Source organism: Acidovorax sp. GW821-FHT11A03 (genome assembly GCF_058809075.1).
Genome location: NZ_JBXASG010000009.1, coordinates 48,541 through 67,483, shown reverse-complemented (window position 1 = coordinate 67,483; position 18,943 = coordinate 48,541). Strand labels below are relative to the sequence as shown.

Annotated in this window: 20 protein-coding genes; 12 read left to right on the top strand and 8 right to left on the bottom strand. The window is 68.4% G+C overall.

Features of this window, described 5'->3' with window-relative positions:
* Positions 1-63: 63 nt before the first annotated feature.
* Together AC1RVY_RS21635 and creD are read right to left on the bottom strand one after the other, a co-directional pair.
* On the bottom strand, positions 64-387 hold the full coding sequence (locus tag AC1RVY_RS21635) for a hypothetical protein (protein WP_492808099.1): 324 nt from the start codon (positions 385-387) through the stop codon (positions 64-66).
* Positions 384-1,826 carry a cell envelope integrity protein CreD gene (creD, locus tag AC1RVY_RS21630; RefSeq protein ID WP_218296692.1) on the bottom strand — a complete coding sequence of 481 codons (1,443 nt, stop codon included), beginning with the start codon at positions 1,824-1,826 and terminating at the stop codon, positions 384-386. Before creD ends, AC1RVY_RS21635 begins: the two co-directional genes overlap by 4 nt.
* 172 nt (positions 1,827-1,998) lie before the next feature.
* Between creD and AC1RVY_RS21625 the strand changes: the two genes are divergently transcribed.
* Positions 1,999-2,379 carry a phosphopantetheine adenylyltransferase gene (locus tag AC1RVY_RS21625; RefSeq protein WP_492808098.1) on the top strand — a complete coding sequence of 127 codons (381 nt, stop codon included), beginning with the start codon at positions 1,999-2,001 and terminating at the stop codon, positions 2,377-2,379.
* Here AC1RVY_RS21625 and creC read toward each other — a convergent pair.
* The 4 genes from creC to AC1RVY_RS21605 all read right to left on the bottom strand — a co-directional run bounded on the left by creC (position 2,376) and on the right by AC1RVY_RS21605 (position 6,237).
* Positions 2,376-3,836 carry a two-component system sensor histidine kinase CreC gene (gene creC, locus AC1RVY_RS21620; protein ID WP_369641143.1) on the bottom strand — a complete coding sequence of 487 codons (1,461 nt, stop codon included), beginning with the start codon at positions 3,834-3,836 and terminating at the stop codon, positions 2,376-2,378. The genes AC1RVY_RS21625 and creC overlap by 4 nt on opposite strands.
* Before the next feature lie 73 nt (positions 3,837-3,909).
* Positions 3,910-4,599, bottom strand: a complete 690-nt coding sequence (gene creB, locus AC1RVY_RS21615) for a two-component system response regulator CreB (protein WP_218296695.1) — start codon at positions 4,597-4,599, stop codon at positions 3,910-3,912.
* A 99-nt stretch (positions 4,600-4,698) separates the two neighbouring features.
* Positions 4,699-5,334, bottom strand: coding sequence for a MarC family protein (locus AC1RVY_RS21610; RefSeq protein ID WP_218296696.1), 636 nt, complete (start codon positions 5,332-5,334; stop codon positions 4,699-4,701).
* A gap of 147 nt (positions 5,335-5,481) precedes the next feature.
* Positions 5,482-6,237, bottom strand: a complete 756-nt coding sequence (locus AC1RVY_RS21605; RefSeq protein ID WP_370627736.1) for an SDR family oxidoreductase — start codon at positions 6,235-6,237, stop codon at positions 5,482-5,484.
* Between the two features lie 171 nt (positions 6,238-6,408).
* Here AC1RVY_RS21605 and AC1RVY_RS21600 point away from each other — a divergent pair, with 171 nt between their 5' ends.
* The 3 genes from AC1RVY_RS21600 to AC1RVY_RS21590 all read left to right on the top strand — a co-directional run bounded on the left by AC1RVY_RS21600 (position 6,409) and on the right by AC1RVY_RS21590 (position 8,759).
* Positions 6,409-7,098 (top strand): dienelactone hydrolase family protein, encoded by a 690-nt coding sequence (locus AC1RVY_RS21600; protein WP_218296698.1) that lies wholly within the window; start codon positions 6,409-6,411, stop codon positions 7,096-7,098.
* An 11-nt stretch (positions 7,099-7,109) separates the two neighbouring features.
* On the top strand, positions 7,110-8,039 hold the full coding sequence (locus AC1RVY_RS21595) for an amidohydrolase family protein (RefSeq protein ID WP_492808095.1): 930 nt from the start codon (positions 7,110-7,112) through the stop codon (positions 8,037-8,039).
* 66 nt (positions 8,040-8,105) lie between these two features.
* Positions 8,106-8,759 carry a glutathione S-transferase family protein gene (locus AC1RVY_RS21590; RefSeq protein WP_492808093.1) on the top strand — a complete coding sequence of 218 codons (654 nt, stop codon included), beginning with the start codon at positions 8,106-8,108 and terminating at the stop codon, positions 8,757-8,759.
* Positions 8,760-8,782: 23 nt separating this feature from the next.
* On the opposite strand, the gene AC1RVY_RS21585 is transcribed toward AC1RVY_RS21590, so the two are convergent.
* Positions 8,783-9,916, bottom strand: a complete 1,134-nt coding sequence (locus AC1RVY_RS21585; RefSeq protein ID WP_369641145.1) for a magnesium transporter CorA family protein — start codon at positions 9,914-9,916, stop codon at positions 8,783-8,785.
* Between the two features lie 60 nt (positions 9,917-9,976).
* Entirely contained in the window at positions 9,977-10,984 is a 1,008-nt protein-coding gene (gene hemB / locus AC1RVY_RS21580) for a porphobilinogen synthase (RefSeq protein WP_492808091.1), read from the bottom strand.
* 332 nt (positions 10,985-11,316) lie between these two features.
* Between hemB and AC1RVY_RS21575 the strand changes: the two genes are divergently transcribed.
* From AC1RVY_RS21575 to fusA, 8 genes are all read left to right on the top strand, one after another.
* Positions 11,317-11,745 (top strand): CopD family protein, encoded by a 429-nt coding sequence (locus AC1RVY_RS21575; RefSeq protein WP_218296702.1) that lies wholly within the window; start codon positions 11,317-11,319, stop codon positions 11,743-11,745.
* A gap of 154 nt (positions 11,746-11,899) precedes the next feature.
* Positions 11,900-12,997, top strand: coding sequence for a VanZ family protein (locus AC1RVY_RS21570; protein ID WP_492808088.1), 1,098 nt, complete (start codon positions 11,900-11,902; stop codon positions 12,995-12,997).
* Positions 12,998-13,006: 9 nt separating this feature from the next.
* Positions 13,007-13,366 carry a (2Fe-2S) ferredoxin domain-containing protein gene (locus AC1RVY_RS21565; RefSeq protein ID WP_218296704.1) on the top strand — a complete coding sequence of 120 codons (360 nt, stop codon included), beginning with the start codon at positions 13,007-13,009 and terminating at the stop codon, positions 13,364-13,366.
* Positions 13,367-13,453: 87 nt separating this feature from the next.
* Entirely contained in the window at positions 13,454-14,107 is a 654-nt protein-coding gene (locus AC1RVY_RS21560; RefSeq protein ID WP_218339103.1) for an alpha/beta hydrolase, read from the top strand.
* A 100-nt stretch (positions 14,108-14,207) separates the two neighbouring features.
* Positions 14,208-15,377 (top strand): D-alanyl-D-alanine carboxypeptidase family protein, encoded by a 1,170-nt coding sequence (locus AC1RVY_RS21555; RefSeq protein WP_369641148.1) that lies wholly within the window; start codon positions 14,208-14,210, stop codon positions 15,375-15,377.
* Positions 15,378-15,665: 288 nt separating this feature from the next.
* On the top strand, positions 15,666-16,043 hold the full coding sequence (gene rpsL / locus AC1RVY_RS21550) for a 30S ribosomal protein S12 (protein ID WP_007851137.1): 378 nt from the start codon (positions 15,666-15,668) through the stop codon (positions 16,041-16,043).
* Positions 16,044-16,214: 171 nt separating this feature from the next.
* Positions 16,215-16,688 carry a 30S ribosomal protein S7 gene (gene rpsG / locus AC1RVY_RS21545; RefSeq protein WP_005798541.1) on the top strand — a complete coding sequence of 158 codons (474 nt, stop codon included), beginning with the start codon at positions 16,215-16,217 and terminating at the stop codon, positions 16,686-16,688.
* A gap of 151 nt (positions 16,689-16,839) precedes the next feature.
* The gene (fusA, locus tag AC1RVY_RS21540; RefSeq protein WP_218296707.1) at positions 16,840-18,942 is read left to right on the top strand and encodes an elongation factor G; all 2,103 of its coding nucleotides are present in this window, start codon (positions 16,840-16,842) and stop codon (positions 18,940-18,942) included.
* The last annotated feature ends 1 nt before the right edge of the window (position 18,943 follow it).

The following is an 18,943-nucleotide window of genomic DNA, read 5'->3' as shown; positions in this document are numbered from 1 at the left end:
GCTGCCAGCGCTTGCCAATCAAGCGATGGCGGCTATTTTCATCAAAAACCCGGCGCCGGGCACTCAGTGCCGCGGGCTGCGCGGCAGCAGCAGGCCCGCCATGCGCCACGACAGGTCGCGCAGCGCCCTGCGCAAGGCGGGGGAGTCGGTGGGGCCGCAGGCCGCATCGGGGGCGCCGCACGGGTGGTAGGCCGCTTCCAGCACGTGCTGCTTGGCACTGAGCAGCGCCGCCCGGTCCTGCGCCCGCAGGGCCGCCGTCAGCTGATCGCGGTGGCGCTGCACGTGCTCGGCTTCCGCCGGGGTCAGCGTGGGTACGGGTGCGCCGGTGCATGCCGCCGGGTCCGCCAGGTGCTGCGCCCAGGAGGTCGGCGCGGTGTGCGTTCTCATGCGGCCTCCGCGCGGGGTGCGGTGGGGCGGGCGGCGGGCGGGGTGGGGCGGCTTGGCGCGCCGCCTTGCGACAGCCCGTACCAGTTCACCTTGCGCGTGAGCACCATCACGGCCGCCAGCACCAGGAAGAGCGCGATGGCACCGACGACCAGCGCCGTCTGCTCCAGCTGCAGCAGCAGGTACAGCAGGCCATACAGCAGCGCGATGCCGGCCCCCAGGGGAATGCCGCGCGCCAGGCTGCCCAGCATGTGGCTGGCGTAGTAGGCCAGCAGCAGCACGCAGGCGGTCGCCGCCACGGCGTAGGAGGCGCCGAACGGCAGGTGCTCCGACAGGCTCACGAGCAGCAGAAAGAAGCTGCACAGCGCGCTGCCCACCAGCAGGTACTGCACGGGGTGCACGCGCAGCTTTTTCATCAGCTCGAACAGGCCCACGGCCACGAAGGTGAGTGCGATGAACAGCACGCCGTACTTGGTGGCGCGGTCGGAGAGGGAGTAGGGGTTCACCGGGTCGACGAAGGCCACGCTGAAGCTGTCCGCGCAGTCGCCCGGCGTGGCGCCGGAGGGCGCGTCGTCGCCGCGGGCGCCGTCGTCCGCGCCCCCCAGGCAGATGCGCTTGCCGTGGGCGACATCGGCCTGCGCCGTGGTGGCCAGCGACGACAGCCGCCATTGCGCCGAGAAGCCGGTCTTCTTGACCTCCCGCTCCGATGGCAGGAAGCGCCCCGCGAACGAGGGGTGCGGCCAGCTGCTGGTCATCACCACCTCGGTGCTGCCCCCCAGGGGCACGATGGCCAGGCGCTCGGTGCCCACCAGTTCCAGGTCCAGCGTGGCGGTCAGGCCATCGGCCTTGCCGCGCACCGATTCGGGCAGCACGGCGTGCAGGCCCCGGCTGTAGGTGGGGTGGAAGGTGCCGGGCTTGAGGGCCAGGGCCTGGTCCGCCAGCGTGAGCTGCGCCGTGCGGATGCCGCGCGCGTCGCCCACGGCCATCATCGCGATGGGCGCGCCGCAGTGCATGCGCGAGTTCTTCATGGTGCTTTGCGGCTCGAGGCTGGCCAGCGACCCCCACTGCGCCGTGACGTGGGCCTTGAGGTTGTAGGTGTTCACCTTGTGCAGGCCGCGCGCGCGCTCCTCCATCGCCGCGCCCGTGCTCAGCTTGAGCTGCTCGGGCATGGCCGTGAGCAGGAACTCGCGGCGCTGCTCCACCATGCGGCGCTCGTCGCCCTTGCCGGTTTCCACGTCCCAGGTCTCCACGCAGGCGCTGTGGATCATGGGGCCCATCAGCGTCTGCGGCCCGGCCAGGCTGTCGGCCACGCTCTGCGCGGTGAGGCTGCGGTAGCGCTGGCGGTCGCGCACCACGTTGTCGATCATGCCCAGGCCAAGGAGCAGCAGCAGGGTGACGGCCGCGAGCGCGGCCAGTTTGGTGAACAGGGGGTGCTTGAACAAGAGGTCCTCCACAAGTGAATGTTGTGGAGGCAGTGTTGTGGGCCGGTGTGAGGGCGCTATGAAGTTTGTGAGGCCAGTGTGAAGTCTGGTGCCGCGCCGCCATGACCTGCCAGGTCATCGACGGCCGCGCCCCTTGCGCCTACAACCACCGCTTCACAACAAAGGGGCTGGCATGCGCCATGTGGTCGCGGTGATTCTGGGGGTGGTGGCGGTGGTCCACGCCCTGCCCGTGGTGGGGGTGCTGGGGGCGGGCAGGCTGGCGCAGCTGTACGGCACCCCGGTGCCGGATGCGGGGCTGGAGCTGCTGCTGCGGCACCGGGCCGTCCTGTTCGGGCTGCTGGCCGCCTTCATGGGGCATGCCGCCATGCGCCCCGGACTCCATCGGCTGGCCCTGGTGGCGGGGCTGGTGAGCGTGGTGTCCTTTCTGCTCCTGGCGTGGCTGCAGCGGGGCAGCGGACTGGGCGCCCCGCTGGCCGTGGTCGTGCGGGTGGATGCGGTGGCGCTGGCCCTGCTGGTGGCGGGGGTGGCCGTGCACCTGCGCCAGCGGAGCTAGGCCGCGGCAAAGTCCAGCGTGGCGCGCAGCCCCGGTGCGGTGTTGCGCACCACCAGCTGCCCCCCGTGCAGCGCCATGACGCGCCGCACGATGGCCAGGCCCAGGCCCGAGCCGCTGCGCTCGCCCCCCGGGCGCGCCGTGGTGAAGAAGCGCTCGCCCAGGCGCGGCAGCGCGTAGTCGGGCACGCCCGGGCCGCTGTCCTGCACGGCCACGCAGCTGCCTTCCAGCTCCACCTGCACGGTGCTGCCCTGCGGGGCAAAGTCGATGGCGTTGTCCAGCAGGTTGGTGAGCGCCAGCGTCACCAGTTCGGCTTCCCAGGGGCCGCTGCTTCCCGTGCCGGCCAGCGCGAGCGTGATGCCGCGCTGAGCCGCGCGCGCGCGGGTCTGGCCGATGGCGGCGCGGGCGCAATCGTGCAGGGCCACGGGCGCACGGCCCTCGGCGTGGTGGCGCTGCTCCAGCTTGGACAGTTCCAGCAGCCGGTCGATGATGCGCTGCAGGCGCTCGCTCTGCTGCACCACCTGGGTGGCGAATTCGGCGCGGTCGGCTGCGGGCAGGTCGTCCTGCAGGAGTTCGCCCGCGCCCCGAATGGCGGCCACGGGGCTCTTGAGCTCGTGCGTGAGGGCGCGCACGTAGCCCTCGATGTAGTCGCGCCCTTCCAGCCGGGCGCGCATGCGGTCCATGGCGCGGGCCAGGTCGCCCAGCTCGCCGGGCACCTGGGGCACGGCCAGGGCCGCCATGGGCGGGGTGTCGGGGTCGCGGTGTTCGCCGTCGGCCGGCCCCTGCACGCTCAGGGCGTAGTCGCGCAGGCGGCGCACGTTCCACACCATCCACAGCGTCACGGCCACGCCCACGGCGGCCGAGAGCGCCAGCAGCAGCAGCCCGCCCATGAACACCTTGCGCTCGGCGCGGTCGATGAAGCGCTGCACGGTGCGCGTGGGCTTGGCCACGGTCAGCACGCCGGCGATCTCATTGTTCACGTAGATGGGGGCCGCCACGTGCATCACGCCGCTGGTGTCGTCGCCCTCCACGTCGCGCGTGGAGCGCGCGCCGTACTCGCCGCGCAGCGTGCGGGCCACGTCGCGCCACCGCGAATAGTCAGCGCCGATGGCGCGGTTTTCGGAGTCGAACAGCACGCGCCCCGTGGTGTCGGTCACGTAGATGCGGTAGTCCAGCGACTGCTTGGAGAAACCCCAGATCGCGGCGTCGATGGGCCGGCTCGCATAGCGGCGCACGTGCTGCGCGAACGGGCTGTGCTGGCCCGTGCCGTCGGACAGCCGGCCGGCCGCCAGGTCCTCGCTGGCCAGCTCGGCCAGGATGTTGGCCGTGTCCACCATCATGTCCTCCATCACCTCGCGCACGCTGGGCTTGATCTCGGCCATGAACACGCGCAGCACGAAGAACGCGGCGATGCCGTTGATGAGGAAAAACGCAAAGAGCAGGCGGATGCCGAGGCGCATGGATCTGTGGGGTTTGCTTCAAGAACAATATCTGTCAGCGCTTGATGGGCAAGCGCCAGCGGCCCATTTGGTTTCAGACGTCAAGGCAGTAGCCCATGCCGCGGTGCGTGCTGATGTACTCGCGCGCCGGGTCCACTTCGCGCAGCTTGGCGCGCAGGGTCTTGATGTGCGTGTCCACCGTGCGGTCGGTGCTGTCGCTGTCGTCGCCCCAGGCGGCGGCCAGCAGCGCGTCGCGCGAGTGGATGCGGCCCGCGCCGCGCAGCAGGCACGACAGGAGGCGGTATTCGCGCCGCGTCAGCGGCAGGGCCTGGCCGTGCAGGCTGATGCGCTGCCCGGCCTCGTCGTCATGGAACAGGCTGGCCGTGGCGGTGGGCGCCGCGGCAAGGCGGGTGCCCGCGCGCCGCAGCAGGGCCTTCACGCGGGCCGCCAGCTCGCGCGGGCTGAAGGGCTTGGCCAGGTAGTCGTCGGCGCCCAGCTCCAGGCCCAGCACGCGGTCGATCTCCTCGCCATGGGCGCTGAGCATGAGCACGGGAACGGCCGCGGTCTGCGGGGCGCCGCGCACATCGCGCAGCAGGTCGAGTCCGCTGCCGTCGGGCAGGCCCACGTCCAGCACCAGGAGGTCAAAGCGGTGCGAGAGCATCTGCTGGCGCGCGTCGTGCACCAGCAGGCTGTGCGTCACGGACAGCCCGTCGCGTTCCAGCGCATACGCCACGGTGCGGGCGATGGCGGGGTCGTCCTCCAGCAGCAGAAGCCTTGCAGACATGCCTAGTCACCCCTCGTGCTGCGAGACACCCGCCGCATACGAAACTGGCACGGTCCCGGCCGGGAAGGCCGCCGAAGGCGATTCAGGGGGTGCTCCATCTCAGCGGGAGATGAGGATGGGAAAGAGCTTGCCCAGCCCGTCGGCCATCACTTCCACGGCCAGCGCGGCCAGGATCAGGCCCATCAGCCGGGTCATCACGTTGATGCCGGTCTTGCCCAGCACGCGCGCGATCGGGTCGGCCAGCGCGAAGCACACGGCCGTGGCCAGGGCGATCACCACGCCGTAGCCCACCAGGGCGGCATGCTGCCAGAAGGTCTGCGCGCGGTCGGCGTAGATCACCACGGTGGACATGCTGGCCGGCCCGGTGAGCAGCGGGATGGTCAGGGGCACCACGGCGATGCTGCTGCCCGCGGCGGCCTTCTCGGCGCCTTCCTCGTATTCGTTGGTGCTGGGCTTGGCCTCGGCGGGCTGGGCGTTGAGCATGTTCATCGCGCTGATGAGCAGCAGCATGCCCCCGCCCACCTGGAAGCTCTGCAGCGAGATGTTGAAGAAGTCCAGGATCTGCAGGCCCAGCAGGGCGCAGGCGGCGATCACGCAGAACACGCTGAAGCTCGCCACCTGGATGGTGCGCCGCCGCTGGGGGTACGAGAAACCCTGCGTGTAGTGGATGAAAAAGGGAACGATGGCCAGCGGGTTGACGATGGCCAGCAGGGTGATGAGGGGTTTGAGGTCCATCAGGGCGCTCCGGGAGGCAGGGGGCAGGGCGGTGGATCGGGCTGGGCCCGGCAAGGCAGCGCACAGGCGCCGCCGCCGGGCTGCTGTGCGCGAGTATGCGGTGTTTTTGGCGCGGTTTGGCGCCCGCGCATGCTGCACCGCAGCGCTCTAGCGCCCGCCCGAGACGTCCATCAGCGTGGCGGTGGTGTAGCTGGCGGCGGGCGACATCAGCCACACGATGGCCTCGGCCACCTCCTCGGCCGTGCCGCCGCGCAGCATGGGCACCTGGTGCGAGAGGTCGCGCACGCGGTCGGGCAGGCCGCCGCTGGCGTGGATGTCGGTCTCGATCAGGCCGGGGCGCACGGCGTTCACGCGGATGCCGTCGGCGGCCACCTCGCGCGCCAGCCCCAGGGTCATGGTGTCGATCGCGCCCTTGGCGGCCGCGTAGTCCACGTACTGGCCCGCCGCCCCCAGCCGCGCGGCGGCGCTGGACACGTTGACGATGCTGCCGCCGGCCCCGCCGTGGCGCGTGCCCATGCGCAGCACGGCCTCGCGCGCGCAGACGAAGCTGCCGATCACGTTGATGTCGAACATGCGCTTGAGGCGCGCCACGCCCATCGCCTCCACCCGCGCGGGCACGTCCACCACGCCGGCGTTGTTCACCAGGGCCGAGAGGCGGCCCAGCTGCGCGTCCACCGTGCGGAACATGGCCATCACCTGCGCCTCGTCGGCCACGTCGGCCTGCACCGCCAGGGCGCGGCCGCCCTGGGCGGCGATGGCGGCGACCACGGCCTCGGCGGCGTGCGCGTCGCGGGCGTAGTTGACGGCCACGGCCCAGCCCTGGCGCGCCGCCAGCCGGGCGGTGGCCGCGCCGATGCCGCGCGACCCTCCGGTGATCAGTGCTACTTTGTGGGTGTGGGTCACTGCAAGGACTCCTCTGAAAATGGCCCGCATTTGAACAGAGGTCCGCTCAGCGGCCAGAATGGCGCGTTCAGCGGGCGCCGGGACCGGCGCGTGGGGGAGCCCCGGCACCCGCGCTGGCCGCATGCCCCCGAGTCACACATCAGTCCATCAACGCAGCAAGGAGTCAATGCCATGGGTCAATTCGTCAATCTGACATCAAGCGATGGTCTCGCCGTGCCCGCCTGGGTGGCGCAGCCCGATGCGGCGCCGCGCGGTGCGATTGTGGTGCTGCAGGAAATTTTTGGCGTGAACTCGCACATCCGCGCGGTGGCCGACCGGTTTGCCGCGCGCGGCTACCTGGCCGTCGCACCGTCGACGTTTCACCGCGTGCAGCAGGATGTGGACATGGGCTACACCGGCGACGACATGAAGGCCGGCATGGGTCTGAAGGCCGCGGTCGAGGCCTTGCCCGCGCCAGGCGTGATGCCCGACATCCAGGCCGCCATCGACTACGCCGCGCAGCAAAGCGGCCGCAAGGTCGGCATCGTGGGCTTTTGCTGGGGCGGCCTGTTGACCTGGCGCGCGGCCTGCACGCTGAGCGGGCTGTCGGCGGCCGTGCCTTATTACGGCGGCGGCATGACCTCTGCCGACGAAGCAGCGCGCCACCCGCAGGTGCCGGTGCTGGCGCACTTCGGCCAACGCGACCACTACATCCCGCTCGACACCGTGCAGGCATTTGCCCGCGCCCATCCCGAGGTCGAGGTCCACATCTACGACGCCGACCACGGCTTCAACTGCGACCAGCGCGGCAGCTACGACGAGCCTTCGGCCATGGCCGCGCGCGACCGCACGCTGGCGTTCTTCGACAAACATCTCGCCTGAGGGGCGGCACCATGGCCGCCCCGCTTCAGAGTGTGAAGCCTTTTTGGCATCTGGCGCATGCTGGTAAGGCGCTGGTAGCTATCGGTTTGATAGCGTTCGGGGTCCAGCCTCATGCGGCCGACTATCCCGGGCCGCTGTTCGACGCCCACCTGCACTACAACGAAGAGGCGTGGGACGGCAAGAACGGCCCGCACCCGCCGGCCGACGTGCTGGGCCGCATGCAGAAAAGCGGCGTGCGGGCCATCGTGGCCAACTCCCGGCCCAACACCGGCTCGCTCACGCTGGCCGGCCTGCGCGAGACGCGCGAGGCCGGCGTCGCCGTGGTGCCCTTCGTGCGGCTGTACCGCAGCCGCGCCGACTACACCGGCTGGTTCGCCGACGAGAGCATCTACGCCATGGTGCAGGCCGAGCTGGCGCGCGGCACGGCGGCCGGGCCGTACCGGGGCATCGGCGAGTTCCACCTGTACGACAGCGCCAATGCCGACGGCCCGGTGGCCAGGAAGCTCATGGCTCTGGCCGAGGAGCGCGACCTGGTGGTGCTGGCCCATGTGGACGACGTGGCCATCGACAAGCTCATGGCGCACACCCCCACGCAAGGGCGCAAGCTGCGCCTGATCTGGGCGCACACGGGCATCGGCGGCGCGCCGGCCGAGCGGGTGGACGCGCTGCTCGCGCGCTACCCCGGCCTCGTGGGCGAACTCTCGTACCGGCCGGGCCTGGTGTGCGACGACGACCAGCTGTGCCCCGCGTGGCGCGCGCTGCTGCTCAAGTACCCCACGCGTTTTGTCGTGGGCTCCGACACCTGGGTGAACCAGCGCTGGCAGCACTATGAAAGCCTCATGCAGGGCTACCGCACCTGGCTGGGCGGCCTGCCCGCCGACGTGGCGCGCAAGGTCGCGTGGGACAACGGCGCCGGCCTGTTCGGCGTGGCGCGGCCCTGATCTATCCCCGCGCGGTCCGCGCATCCTCCTCTTTTTCAGGCCACCGGTCCCCTCCCGCACAACACCATGCTCGAGCTTCACCACGCCCCCAGCAGCGCCGCCATGGTGCCGCACATCCTGCTTGAAGAGCTGGGCACGCCCTACGCGCGCGTGTCCGTGGACATCGGCCAGCGTGCCCACCAGGCGCCCGCCTATCTGCGGCTCAACCCCAACGGGCTGGTGCCCGTGCTCACCGACGGGGACCTGGTGCTCTACGAGACGGCCGCCATCACCCTGCACCTGTGCGACACCCACCCCGCCGCGGCCCTGGCGCCCGCGCTGGGCACGGCGCAGCGCGCGCAGTTCTACAAGTGGCTGATGTGGCTCACCAACACGCTGCAGGCGACGCTCATCGTGTACTTCTATCCCCACCGCTGGGTGGACGAGGGCCATGAGGCCGGCATGCTGGAGCTGCAGCGCCACGCGGAGCTGCGCATCGACGGCCTGCTGGCGCAGCTGGACGCCGAGCTGGCCCGCCACGGGGGCCCGTGGTTCCTGGGCGCGGGCTACAGCGCGCTCGACGCCTACGTGTTCACGCTGTGCCGCTGGACCCGCAACTTCCAGCGCACCGCGCCGGCCCGCAGCCGTCCCCACCTGGGGCCGTACCTGCGGCGCATGCTGGAGCGCCCCGCCGTGCAGCGGGTGCTGTTCAACGAGGCGCTGGCCGAACCCTTCGTCTGACGGCGGCGGGCAGGCGCGCTCCCCTACCTGCTCGTGCGCGCCAGATAGCGCTTGCGCCAGAACACCAGCACCAGCGCCACGGCGATGAACGCCATCGAGCCCATCGCCCACCAGAAGCCGTTGGCCTTGTGGATCAGCGGAATGAACTCGAAATTCATGCCGAAGATGCCGGCGATGAGGTTCAGCGGCAGGAACACGGCGGTGAGCGCCGTGAGGGTGCGCATGATGTCGTTGGTGCGGTTGCTCTGCACGGAAAAGTGCATCTGCACGGCGGTCTCCGTGCTCTGCTCCAGCCGCCGCACGTGGTGCACCACGCGCTCGATGTGCTCCAGCACGTCGCGGCTGCGCACCTTGAGCAGGTCCAGCTCGCGCAGGCCGGCGGGGGTGTCGGGCAGGGCCCAGGTTTCGAGGGCGTCGATCCAGTCCTGCACGGCGGTGCGCTGGTCCTCGCAGATTTCATCGAGCTTGTGCAGCGCCAGCCGCGCCTCGAGCAGCGAGCTCCAGTTCACGTAGCGGGCGCGGGGCTTGAGCAGTTCGGTCTGCCAGTGGTCCAGCTGGCGCGTGAGTTCGCGGCGCAGGTCCAGGTAGCCGTCCACCATGAGGTTGACCACGCGCAGCATCAGGTCGGCCGGGCTGGTGGGCCGGCGCGCCCCGGGCACGGGGCTGCTGCGGCCCTCGCTCGCGGGGGCGGGCGTGGCGGCCAGCAGGCGCGCGGCATACGCATCGCGCACGGCGCAGTCCGTGGGGTGCACCGTCAGCAGCAGCTGGTCGAACACCGCGAAGCCCACGGGGCTGGTGTCGATGCGGCGCAGCACCGGCGGGCCGGCCCGCCTGAGCGGGGAGGCGGCGTCGCCGGGCTGCCCCGCTTCGGCCTCCGGGCCGCCGCCCTGCGCGGTGGCCAGCCGGCGGAACACGAGCAGATCGTACTGGGAGGTGTAGTCGTAGTGCGAGGGAAGCTGCGCGTTCAGCAGGTCGGAGACATGCAGGTCCACCAGCTGCAGCCCCACCAGGGCCTGCAGGCTCGCCTGGATCTCGGCCAGCCGCGCCTGGAAGGCCGGGCGCGCGCAGGCGATCCAGACAAAGCCCTGGGCAGGCATCTGCGTGGGCAGCTCGGCCAGCTCCTGCACGCTGCCGCTGTGGATGTGAAAAATGCGCATGCGACCCCGGGTGGCAATAAAAAGTGCTTCTGGCGCTTGTCCATCAAGCGCTAGCAGCTCTTATTTTCGGAGCAAGCGCGCGGCATCGCGCGCAAAGTAGGTCAGCACGCCGTCGGCGCCCGCGCGCTTGAAGGCCAGCAGCGACTCCATCATCACCGCGTCGTGGTCCAGCCAGCCATTGGCGGCGGCGGCCTTGATCATGGCGTACTCGCCGCTCACCTGGTAGGCGAACGTGGGCACCTTGAACTCGTCCTTCACGCGGCGCACGATGTCCAGGTAGGGCATGCCGGGCTTGACCATCACCATGTCGGCGCCCTCGGCGATGTCGATGGCCACCTCGCGCAGGGCCTCGTCGCTGTTGCCGGGGTCCATCTGGTAGACGTTCTTGTCGGCCTTGCCCAAGGCGCCGCGCGTGCCCACCGCGTCGCGGAAGGGGCCGTAGAAGGCGCTGGCGTACTTGGCGCTGTAGGCCATGATGCGGGTGTGGATGTGGCCCTGCACCTCCAGCGCCTCGCGGATGGCGCCGATGCGCCCGTCCATCATGTCGCTGGGCGCGACGATGTCCACGCCCGCCTCGGCGTGCGTGAGCGCCTGGCCGGTGAGGATCTCCACCGTGTCGTCGTTGATGATGTAGCCGGTGTCGTCGAGCACACCGTCCTGGCCGTGGCTGGTGTACGGGTCCAGCGCCACGTCGGTCATCACGCCCAGGGCCGGAAATTCCTTCTTCAGGGCGCGCACCACGCGCGGGATCAGGCCGTCGGGGTTGAGCGCCTCCTTGCCGTCCGGCGTCTTGAGCGCAGGGTCGATGGCCGGGAACAGCGCCAGCACCGGAATGCCCAGCTGCACGCAGTCCTCGGCCACGGGCAGCAGCAGGTCCAGGCTCAGGCGGTCCACGCCGGGCATGGAGGTCACGGCCTCGCTGCGGCCCTGGCCCTCGTGCACGAACACGGGGTAGATCAGGTCGTGCGGCGTGACGGCGTTCTCACGCACCAGATTGCGGGTGAAGGCATCGCGGCGCAGGCGGCGCGGGCGGTTCTGGGGGAAGGGGGCGGGGCTTTGGAGATGCATGTGAAGATTATCCCCCTGAGCCGCTGCGCGGCTTCCCCCAGAGGGGGACGCACCCGGTGGACCGGCAAAGCCGGATCCACGGGTGCACTGGCATGGCGGAGCGCCCGTTGCCAAACGCTGGCGCCGCAGCGCCGCGCCCTGGAAATGCCGCTTGTAACACCTCTTGCCCGGTGCTAAATTGGCGCCGGGCGGCTTGCTGCCCCCCGCTTTCCCTCCCTGAGCGGGGCCTTGGATTGCAGCGATGCAAAACAGGCTTTCCCGGCCCGGCGGATTTGCCGGGCTTTTTTTTGGCGTGGCCCCGGCGGCATGGTGCGGGCCCTTAAACTGCCCCCATGCTCTGGGTCAAAGCCTTTCACATCGTCTTCGTGGCCAGCTGGTTTGCCGGCCTTTTCTACCTGCCGCGCATCTTCGTCAATCTGGCGATGGTGGCGCCGGGCTCGGCCGCGGAGCGTGACCGCCTGCTGCTCATGGCCAGGAAGCTGCTGCGCTTCACCACGCTGCTGGCCGTGCCCGCGCTGGCGCTGGGCGCGTGGCTGTGGATGGGCTATGGCATCGGGCGCGGCCCGGGCAACGGCTGGATGCACGCCAAGCTGGCGGTGGTGCTGCTGGTGATCGGCTACCACCACGCCTGCGGTGTGCTGCTGCGCAAGCTGGCCAACGGCACCAGCCGCAGGAGCCATGCGTGGTTCCGCTGGTTCAATGAAGTGCCGGTGGTCCTGCTGCTGGCCGCCGTGGTGCTGGTGGTGGTCAAGCCGTTCTGAAGTGGGCAGCTCCCTGCGGCGCCGCGCGCCTTCTCCCTGGTCCCCTCTACCGGCCCGCTGCGGTGGCCGGGCCCCGCGCGGCGCCCCTGCCCTCTACCGCGCCCGTGCTTGCGGGGCATGGGTGATGCATGGCGCCATGGATGGCTGAGACGGCATGCACAAGACCTCCGCCTGGCCTCTGGCGCTGATCTACACGGCGCTGATCGTCTTCGCCAGCCTGTTCCCGTTCGACGGGTGGCGCGCGCAGGGCATCGATCCCCTGGTGTTCCTGCTGGCGCCGTTGCCGCCGCCGTACTGGACGGGCTTCGACATCGCCACCAATGTCGTGGGCTATGCGCCGCTGGGTTTTCTGCTGGTGCTGGCCATGCTGCGCTCGGGCTGGCGGCGCGGCGCGGTGCTGCTGTCCACGCTGGTGGGCGTGCTGCTGTCGCTGGCCATGGAGTTTCTGCAGATCTACCTGCCCCGGCGCGTGCCCTCCAACCTGGACCTGCTGCTCAACGCTTCGGGGGCGCTGGCGGGGGCGCTGAGTGCCGCGCTGCTGGAGCGCGCGGGCGCCATCGACCGCTGGAGCGACTTCAGGGGGCGCTGGTTCGTCGCCGATGCCAGCGGCGCCATCGTGCTGCTGGCGCTGTGGCCCCTGGCGCTGCTGTTCCCGGCGGCCGTGCCGTTCGGGCTGGGCCAGGTGCTCGAGCGGCTGGAGGCCGCGCTCATCGAGCTGCTGGCCGATACCCCGTTCCTGGAATGGCTTCCGCTGCGCGACGCCGCGTTCGACCCGCTCTCGCCCAGCGGCGAGCTCCTGTGCGTGACGCTGGGCCTGCTGACCCCCTGCCTGCTGGGCTACTGCGTGATCCGCTCCGTGGGCCGGCGCGCGCTGTTTGCCCTGGGGGTCGTGGCCGTGGGCGTCACGCTCACCGCGCTGTCGGCCGCCTTGAGCTGGGGGCCCGTGCACGCCTGGGAGTGGATGGGCCTGCCCACGCGCGTGGGCGTGTGGGGTGCGCTGGCGCTGGCGCTGCTGCTGCTGGCGCTGCCCCGGCGTGCCTGCGCGGCCGTGCTGCTGGTCGCGCTGGTCTGGCACCTTGCGCTGCTCAACCAGGCGCCCACCAGCGCCTACTTCGCGCAGACGCTGCAGATCTGGGAGCAGGGCCGGTTCATCCGTTTTTACGGCCTGGGCCAGTGGCTGGGCTGGCTGTGGCCCTATGCCACGCTGCTGTATGTGCTGTTGCGCGTGTCCCGGCGCGAGTCGCAAACCTAAAATGGGTGGATGAGCGACACCAACCCCTCGCCGGCCGCAGCGCCCGGCTACTACCAGCGCCACATCTTTTTCTGCCTGAACGACCGGACCAACGGCGAAGACAGCTGCGCCCACCACAACGCGCAGGCGGGCTTTGACCGCTGCAAGGCGCAGGTCAAGGCGGCCGGCCTGGCGGGCGCCGGCAAGGTGCGCGTGAACAAGGCGGGCTGCCTGGACCGCTGCGCGGCCGGCCCCGTCGCGGTGGTCTACCCCGAAGGCACCTGGTACACCTATGTCGACGATGCCGACATCGACGAGATCGTCGAGTCGCACCTCAAGAATGGCCAGATCGTGGAACGCCTGGTGCCACCGGCGGAACTCGGGCGCTGAAAGCGCCTCCATCCTGGACTTTGGAATGATTTCAGCCGCTGGCGCACGACTGCCGTGCGCTAACAGCTATTGATTGAGTAGCAATTCGTGAATGCCCAAACCGAACGCCTGAGCTTGTCCGGCGCCGCTGGCGCCATCGAGGCCGTGCGCGATGCCGCCGCGCCCGACGGCGGTGCGCCTCCCCGGGGCGTGGCCATCATCGCGCACCCCCATCCCCTCTTTGGCGGCACCATGGACAACAAGGTGGTGCAGACGCTGGCGCGCGCCTTCGTGCAGTGCGGCTGGACGGCGGTGCGCTTCAACTTCCGGGGCGTGGGCGGCAGCGAAGGCGTGCACGACGAAGGCCGGGGCGAACTGCAGGACCTGCTGGCCGTGGTGGAACAGGTGGCGCCCGCGGGCGACGCGGGGCCGCGCATCGCGCTGGCGGGTTTTTCGTTCGGCGCATTCGTCACCAGCCACGCGCTGGCCGCCCTCTGGCCGCAGGGCCGCGTGGACCACGCGGTGCTGGTGGGCACCGCAGCCAGCCGCTTCACCGTCGCCCCGGTGCCCCCCGACGCCCATCTGCAGACCCTGGTCGTGCATGGCGAGCAGGACGACACCGTGCCGCTTTCCGCCGTGATGGACTGGGCGCGGCCCCAGATACTGCCTGTCACAGTCATTCCCGCGGGCGGCCATTTCTTTCACGGACAATTGCCGCTTTTGAAAAATCTGGTGGTGCGCCACCTGCGGTCGGGGGGCTGAAACGCCCCGGCCGCGGCAGGCCACGCCGCCGCGCCTTCCTGTCCCGTCTTTCTTCTTCATTCCCTTTTTTCCTCGAGCCTTTCCAGCCCCCTATTGCCCCATGAAACGAATCCTGTCCGCGCTGCGATCCCTGGCCGTCCTTGCTGCGGTGGCCCCTGCCGCCTTCGGGGCCTTTGCCCAGGCGCCACAACCTCCCGAAATCGCCGCGCGCACATACCTGCTGGTGGATGTCACCGCCAACCAGGTGCTCGCGGCCAAGGACATCGATGCTCCCGTCGAGCAGGCCTCGCTCACCAAGCTCATGACCGGCTACCTGGTGTTTGATGCGTTGCGCGCCAAGAAGATATCCCTGGAGCAGAAGCTGCCCGTGAGCGTGCGCGCCTGGAAGATGCCCGGCTCGCGCATGTTCATCGACCCCAAGATGCAGGTGCCGGTGGAAGACCTCATCAAGGGCATGATCGTGCAGTCGGGCAACGACGCCACCATGGCGCTGGCCGAAGGCGTGGGCGGCACGGCCGAGAACTTCGTCAAGCTCATGAACGACCAGGCCCAGGCACTGGGCATGAAGGGCACGAGCTACAAGAACCCCGAAGGCCTCACCGAACCCGGCCACACCACCACCGCGCGCGACCTTTCCGTGCTGGCCATGCGCCTGATGAAGGACTTCCCGGAGTACATGCACTACTACTCCACCAAGCAGTACAGCTACCCCGGCACCCCCGCGTCGAACGGGAGCAACCGCAATTCGCTGCTGTTCCGCGACCCGACGGTGGACGGGCTCAAGACCGGCCATACCGCTGCCGCGGGCTACTGCCTGGTGGCCACGTCCAAGCGTGAATTCCCCGGCGTGGGCCAGCGCCGCCTGCTGTCCATCGTGCTCGGGGCCGCCAGCGAAAATGCGCGTGCGAATGAAAGCCAGAAGCTGTTGAACTGGGGCTATACCGCGTTCGAGGCCGTCAAGCTGTTCGAGGCCGGCAAGCCCGTGGCCACGCCCGCCGTCTGGAAGGGCACGGAAAACACCCTCAAGATCGGCCGCGAGGAAGCCATCGTCGTGGCGGTGCCCTCGGGCAGCGCAGGCAAGATCACCACGCAGATCGCGCGGCCCGACCCGCTGGTGGCACCGTTCACCAAGGGCCAGTCCGTCGGCCACCTCAAGGTGATGCTGGGCGAGCAGGCCCTGGCCGAGGTGCCCCTCATCGCGCTCGAAGGCGTGGAGCAGGCGGGGATCCTGGGCCGGGCCTGGGATGCGATCCGGCTGTGGATCAAGTAGCAGGACCATCCCCCTGAGGCGCTGCCGCGCCTTCACCCCGTCTCGCGAATGGCTGCGCCATTCTGGACGGGGCGCGCAGCCAGTGCAGCGGGGCGGCCCTTGCACGGCTGCTCTGGCATGGGTCGCACGCTTTCAAGAGCGGCGGGCAATGTTGGCGTACCGGGATGGGTTTTAAGGGGAACGCCCCACGGCACTTGCCCGTTGGGGGCCATGCTGCTACATTAGAAGGCTTTTCGGAATTTCCGAAGGGTTTCACGTTTTCGTTTTTTACGTTTAGGGACGTATTTCATGCCAACCATCAATCAACTAGTCCGTCAGGGGCGCGAGGTCGAAAAGATCAAGTCCAAGAGCCCTGCGATGGAAAACTCTCCCCAGCGCCGTGGCGTGTGCACCCGTGTGTACACCACGACGCCAAAGAAGCCTAACTCCGCTCTGCGGAAGGTCGCCAAGGTTCGCCTGACCAACGGCTTCGAAGTGATTTCCTACATCGGCGGTGAAGGCCACAACCTGCAGGAACACAGCGTGGTGCTGGTTCGCGGCGGTCGTGTCAAGGACTTGCCCGGTGTGCGTTACCACATCGTGCGCGGTTCGCTCGACTTGCAAGGCGTGAAAGACCGCAAGCAATCGCGCTCCAAGTACGGTGCCAAGAAGCCCAAGGCCAAGTAAGCCCTGCGCTTTTGCACAACAGAATTTTCGGTGCTGTCTCCCGCGTGGCGCGGTGATGCAGCGTAGTGACCCCAAACGCAGGTGTTCTGCGCGGGTCGAGTAAGTGGGAGTCCTGATTGGCTCTCGCGGTGTCTGAAAAGATGCCAACTGAAGCAAAGATAGAGGTGAAAAATGCCACGTCGTCGCGAAGTCCCCAAACGTGAAATCCTGCCGGATCCCAAGTTCGGCAATGTAGAGCTGTCCAAATTCATGAACGTGATCATGGAAGGCGGCAAGAAGGCAGTTGCAGAGCGCATCATTTACGGCGCCCTGGAACTGATCGAGAAGAAGCACCCTGACAAGGACCCTCTGGAAGCGTTCACCGTTGCCATCAACAACGTGAAGCCCATGGTCGAAGTGAAGTCCCGCCGCGTGGGCGGTGCCAACTACCAGGTGCCCGTCGAAGTGCGCCCTGTCCGTCGCCTGGCCCTGTCCATGCGCTGGATCAAGGAAGCCGCCCGCAAGCGCGGCGAGAAGTCGATGGCCCAGCGTCTGGCCAACGAGCTGCTCGAAGCCACCGAAGGCCGTGGCGGCGCCATGAAGAAGCGTGACGAAGTGCACCGCATGGCCGAAGCCAACAAGGCATTCAGCCACTTCCGCTTCTAAATCGACGAACTGCCCTCGTCGCCAAGCGCAAGGCTGCCGGCATTCTTGCCTGCAGCCTTGTGGCGATTGAGGCGGTCACAAAATTGACGGGTCGCAGCGCCACAATGCTGGGCCCTTCCCCTGAATAACACGACCCATCCAAGGATCCACCATGGCTCGCAAGACTCCCATCGAGCGCTACCGCAATATCGGTATCTCGGCCCACATTGACGCTGGCAAGACCACGACCACCGAACGTATCCTGTTCTACACGGGCGTGAGCCACAAGATTGGTGAAGTGCACGACGGCGCTGCCACCATGGACTGGATGGAGCAGGAACAAGAGCGCGGCATCACGATCACCTCGGCTGCCACGACCTGCTTCTGGAAGGGCATGGACAACTCCTACGAAGAGCACCGCTTCAACATCATCGACACCCCCGGTCACGTGGACTTCACGATCGAAGTGGAACGTTCGATGCGCGTGCTCGACGGCGCCTGCATGGTGTACTGCGCCGTGGGTGGCGTGCAGCCCCAGTCGGAAACCGTCTGGCGCCAGGCCAACAAGTACAAGGTGCCCCGTCTGGCCTTCGTGAACAAGATGGACCGTACCGGTGCCAACTTCTTCAAGGTCTACGAGCAGATGAAGCTGCGCCTGAAGGCAAACCCCGTGCCCGTGGTGATCCCGATCGGCGCCGAAGACAAGTTCACCGGCGTGGTCGACCTGCTCAAGATGAAGGCCATCCTGTGGGATGAAGCCTCGCAGGGCATGAAGTTCACCTACGAAGAAATTCCAGCCGACCTGGTCGCATCCGCCAAGGAATGGCGCGAGAAGATGGTGGAAGCCGCTGCCGAAGCCTCCGAAGAGCTGATGAACAAGTACCTGGAAGAGGGCGACCTCTCCGAAGCCGAGATCAAGTTCGGCCTGCGTACGCGTACCATCGCCACGGAAATCCACCCGATGCTGTGCGGTACCGCTTTCAAGAACAAGGGTGTGCAGCGCATGCTGGACGCCGTGATCGACTACCTGCCAGCACCGACGGACATTCCTGACGTGACCGGCACGGACGAAGACGAAAAGCCTGTCACCCGCAAGGCGGATGACAACGAGAAGTTCTCGGCCCTGGCATTCAAGCTGATGACCGACCCGTTCGTGGGCCAGCTGACCTTCGTGCGCGTGTACTCCGGCGTTCTGAGCAAGGGCGACACCGTCTACAACCCCATCAAGGGCAAGAAGGAACGTATCGGCCGTATCGTGCAGATGCACGCTAACGAGCGTCAGGAAGTCGAAGAAATCCGCGCCGGCGACATCGCTGCCTGCGTGGGCCTGAAGGACGTGACGACCGGTGAAACGCTGAGCGACATCGACTCCCAGATCATTCTGGAGCGCATGGTGTTCCCTGAGCCCGTGATCACGCAGGCCGTGGAACCCAAGACCAAGGCCGACCAGGAAAAGATGGGCATCGCGCTGCAGCGCCTGGCTGCGGAAGATCCATCCTTCCGCGTGAAGACCGACGAAGAATCGGGCCAGACGCTGATCGCCGGCATGGGCGAACTGCACCTGGAAATCATCGTGGACCGCATGAAGCGTGAATTCGGCGTGGAAGCCAACGTGGGCAAGCCCCAGGTGGCCTACCGCGAAACCATCCGCAAGACGGTGGAAGAAGCCGAAGGCAAGTTCGTGCGCCAGTCCGGCGGCAAGGGCCAGTACGGTCACGTCGTGCTCAAGATCGAACCCAACGAAGCCGGCAAGGGCATCGAGTTCGTCGACGCGATCAAGGGCGGTGTGGTTCCTCGCGAATTCATCCCGGCCGTGGAAAAGGGTATCAACGAAGCTGTCACGCAAGGCGTGCTGGCCGGCTACCCCGTGGTGGACGTCAAGGTCACGCTGCACTTCGGTTCGTACCACGATGTGGACTCGAACGAACTGGCGTTCAAGATGGCTGCCATCTTCGGCTTCAAGGAAGGCTGCCGCAAGGCCAACCCCGTCATCCTGGAACCCATGATGGCCGTGGAAGTGGAAACGCCTGAAGACTACGCCGGCACGGTGATGGGCGATCTGTCCTCCCGCCGTGGCATGGTCCAGGGCATGGACGACATCCCGGGCGGTGGCAAGGCCATCCGCGCCGAAGTGCCGCTGTCGGAAATGTTCGGCTACTCGACCTCGCTGCGTTCCGCGACGCAAGGCCGCGCCACGTACTCGATGGAATTCAAGCACTACAGCGAAGCGCCTCGCAACGTGTCCGAAGCCATCATGGCTGCACGCGCCAAGTAAG

Excerpts from the sequence above, each read along its gene's own strand:
- creC (WP_369641143.1), bottom strand. The coding sequence starts at position 3,836 with ATGCGCCTCGGCATCCGCCTGCTCTTTGCGTTTTTCCTCATCAACGGC.
- hemB (WP_492808091.1), bottom strand. The coding sequence starts at position 10,984 with ATGCATCTCCAAAGCCCCGCCCCCTTCCCCCAGAACCGCCCGCGCCGC.
- AC1RVY_RS21570 (WP_492808088.1), top strand. The coding sequence starts at position 11,900 with ATGCACAAGACCTCCGCCTGGCCTCTGGCGCTGATCTACACGGCGCTG.
- AC1RVY_RS21575 (WP_218296702.1), top strand. The coding sequence starts at position 11,317 with ATGCTCTGGGTCAAAGCCTTTCACATCGTCTTCGTGGCCAGCTGGTTT.
- AC1RVY_RS21625 (WP_492808098.1), top strand. The coding sequence starts at position 1,999 with ATGCGCCATGTGGTCGCGGTGATTCTGGGGGTGGTGGCGGTGGTCCAC.
- rpsG (WP_005798541.1), top strand. The coding sequence starts at position 16,215 with ATGCCACGTCGTCGCGAAGTCCCCAAACGTGAAATCCTGCCGGATCCC.
- creB (WP_218296695.1), bottom strand. The coding sequence starts at position 4,599 with ATGTCTGCAAGGCTTCTGCTGCTGGAGGACGACCCCGCCATCGCCCGC.
- AC1RVY_RS21595 (WP_492808095.1), top strand. The coding sequence starts at position 7,110 with ATGGCCGCCCCGCTTCAGAGTGTGAAGCCTTTTTGGCATCTGGCGCAT.
- AC1RVY_RS21635 (WP_492808099.1), bottom strand. The coding sequence starts at position 387 with ATGAGAACGCACACCGCGCCGACCTCCTGGGCGCAGCACCTGGCGGAC.
- AC1RVY_RS21590 (WP_492808093.1), top strand. The coding sequence starts at position 8,106 with ATGCTCGAGCTTCACCACGCCCCCAGCAGCGCCGCCATGGTGCCGCAC.
- AC1RVY_RS21555 (WP_369641148.1), top strand. The coding sequence starts at position 14,208 with ATGAAACGAATCCTGTCCGCGCTGCGATCCCTGGCCGTCCTTGCTGCG.
- AC1RVY_RS21610 (WP_218296696.1), bottom strand. The coding sequence starts at position 5,334 with ATGGACCTCAAACCCCTCATCACCCTGCTGGCCATCGTCAACCCGCTG.
- rpsL (WP_007851137.1), top strand. The coding sequence starts at position 15,666 with ATGCCAACCATCAATCAACTAGTCCGTCAGGGGCGCGAGGTCGAAAAG.
- AC1RVY_RS21565 (WP_218296704.1), top strand. The coding sequence starts at position 13,007 with ATGAGCGACACCAACCCCTCGCCGGCCGCAGCGCCCGGCTACTACCAG.
- AC1RVY_RS21600 (WP_218296698.1), top strand. The coding sequence starts at position 6,409 with ATGGGTCAATTCGTCAATCTGACATCAAGCGATGGTCTCGCCGTGCCC.
- AC1RVY_RS21585 (WP_369641145.1), bottom strand. The coding sequence starts at position 9,916 with ATGCGCATTTTTCACATCCACAGCGGCAGCGTGCAGGAGCTGGCCGAG.
- fusA (WP_218296707.1), top strand. The coding sequence starts at position 16,840 with ATGGCTCGCAAGACTCCCATCGAGCGCTACCGCAATATCGGTATCTCG.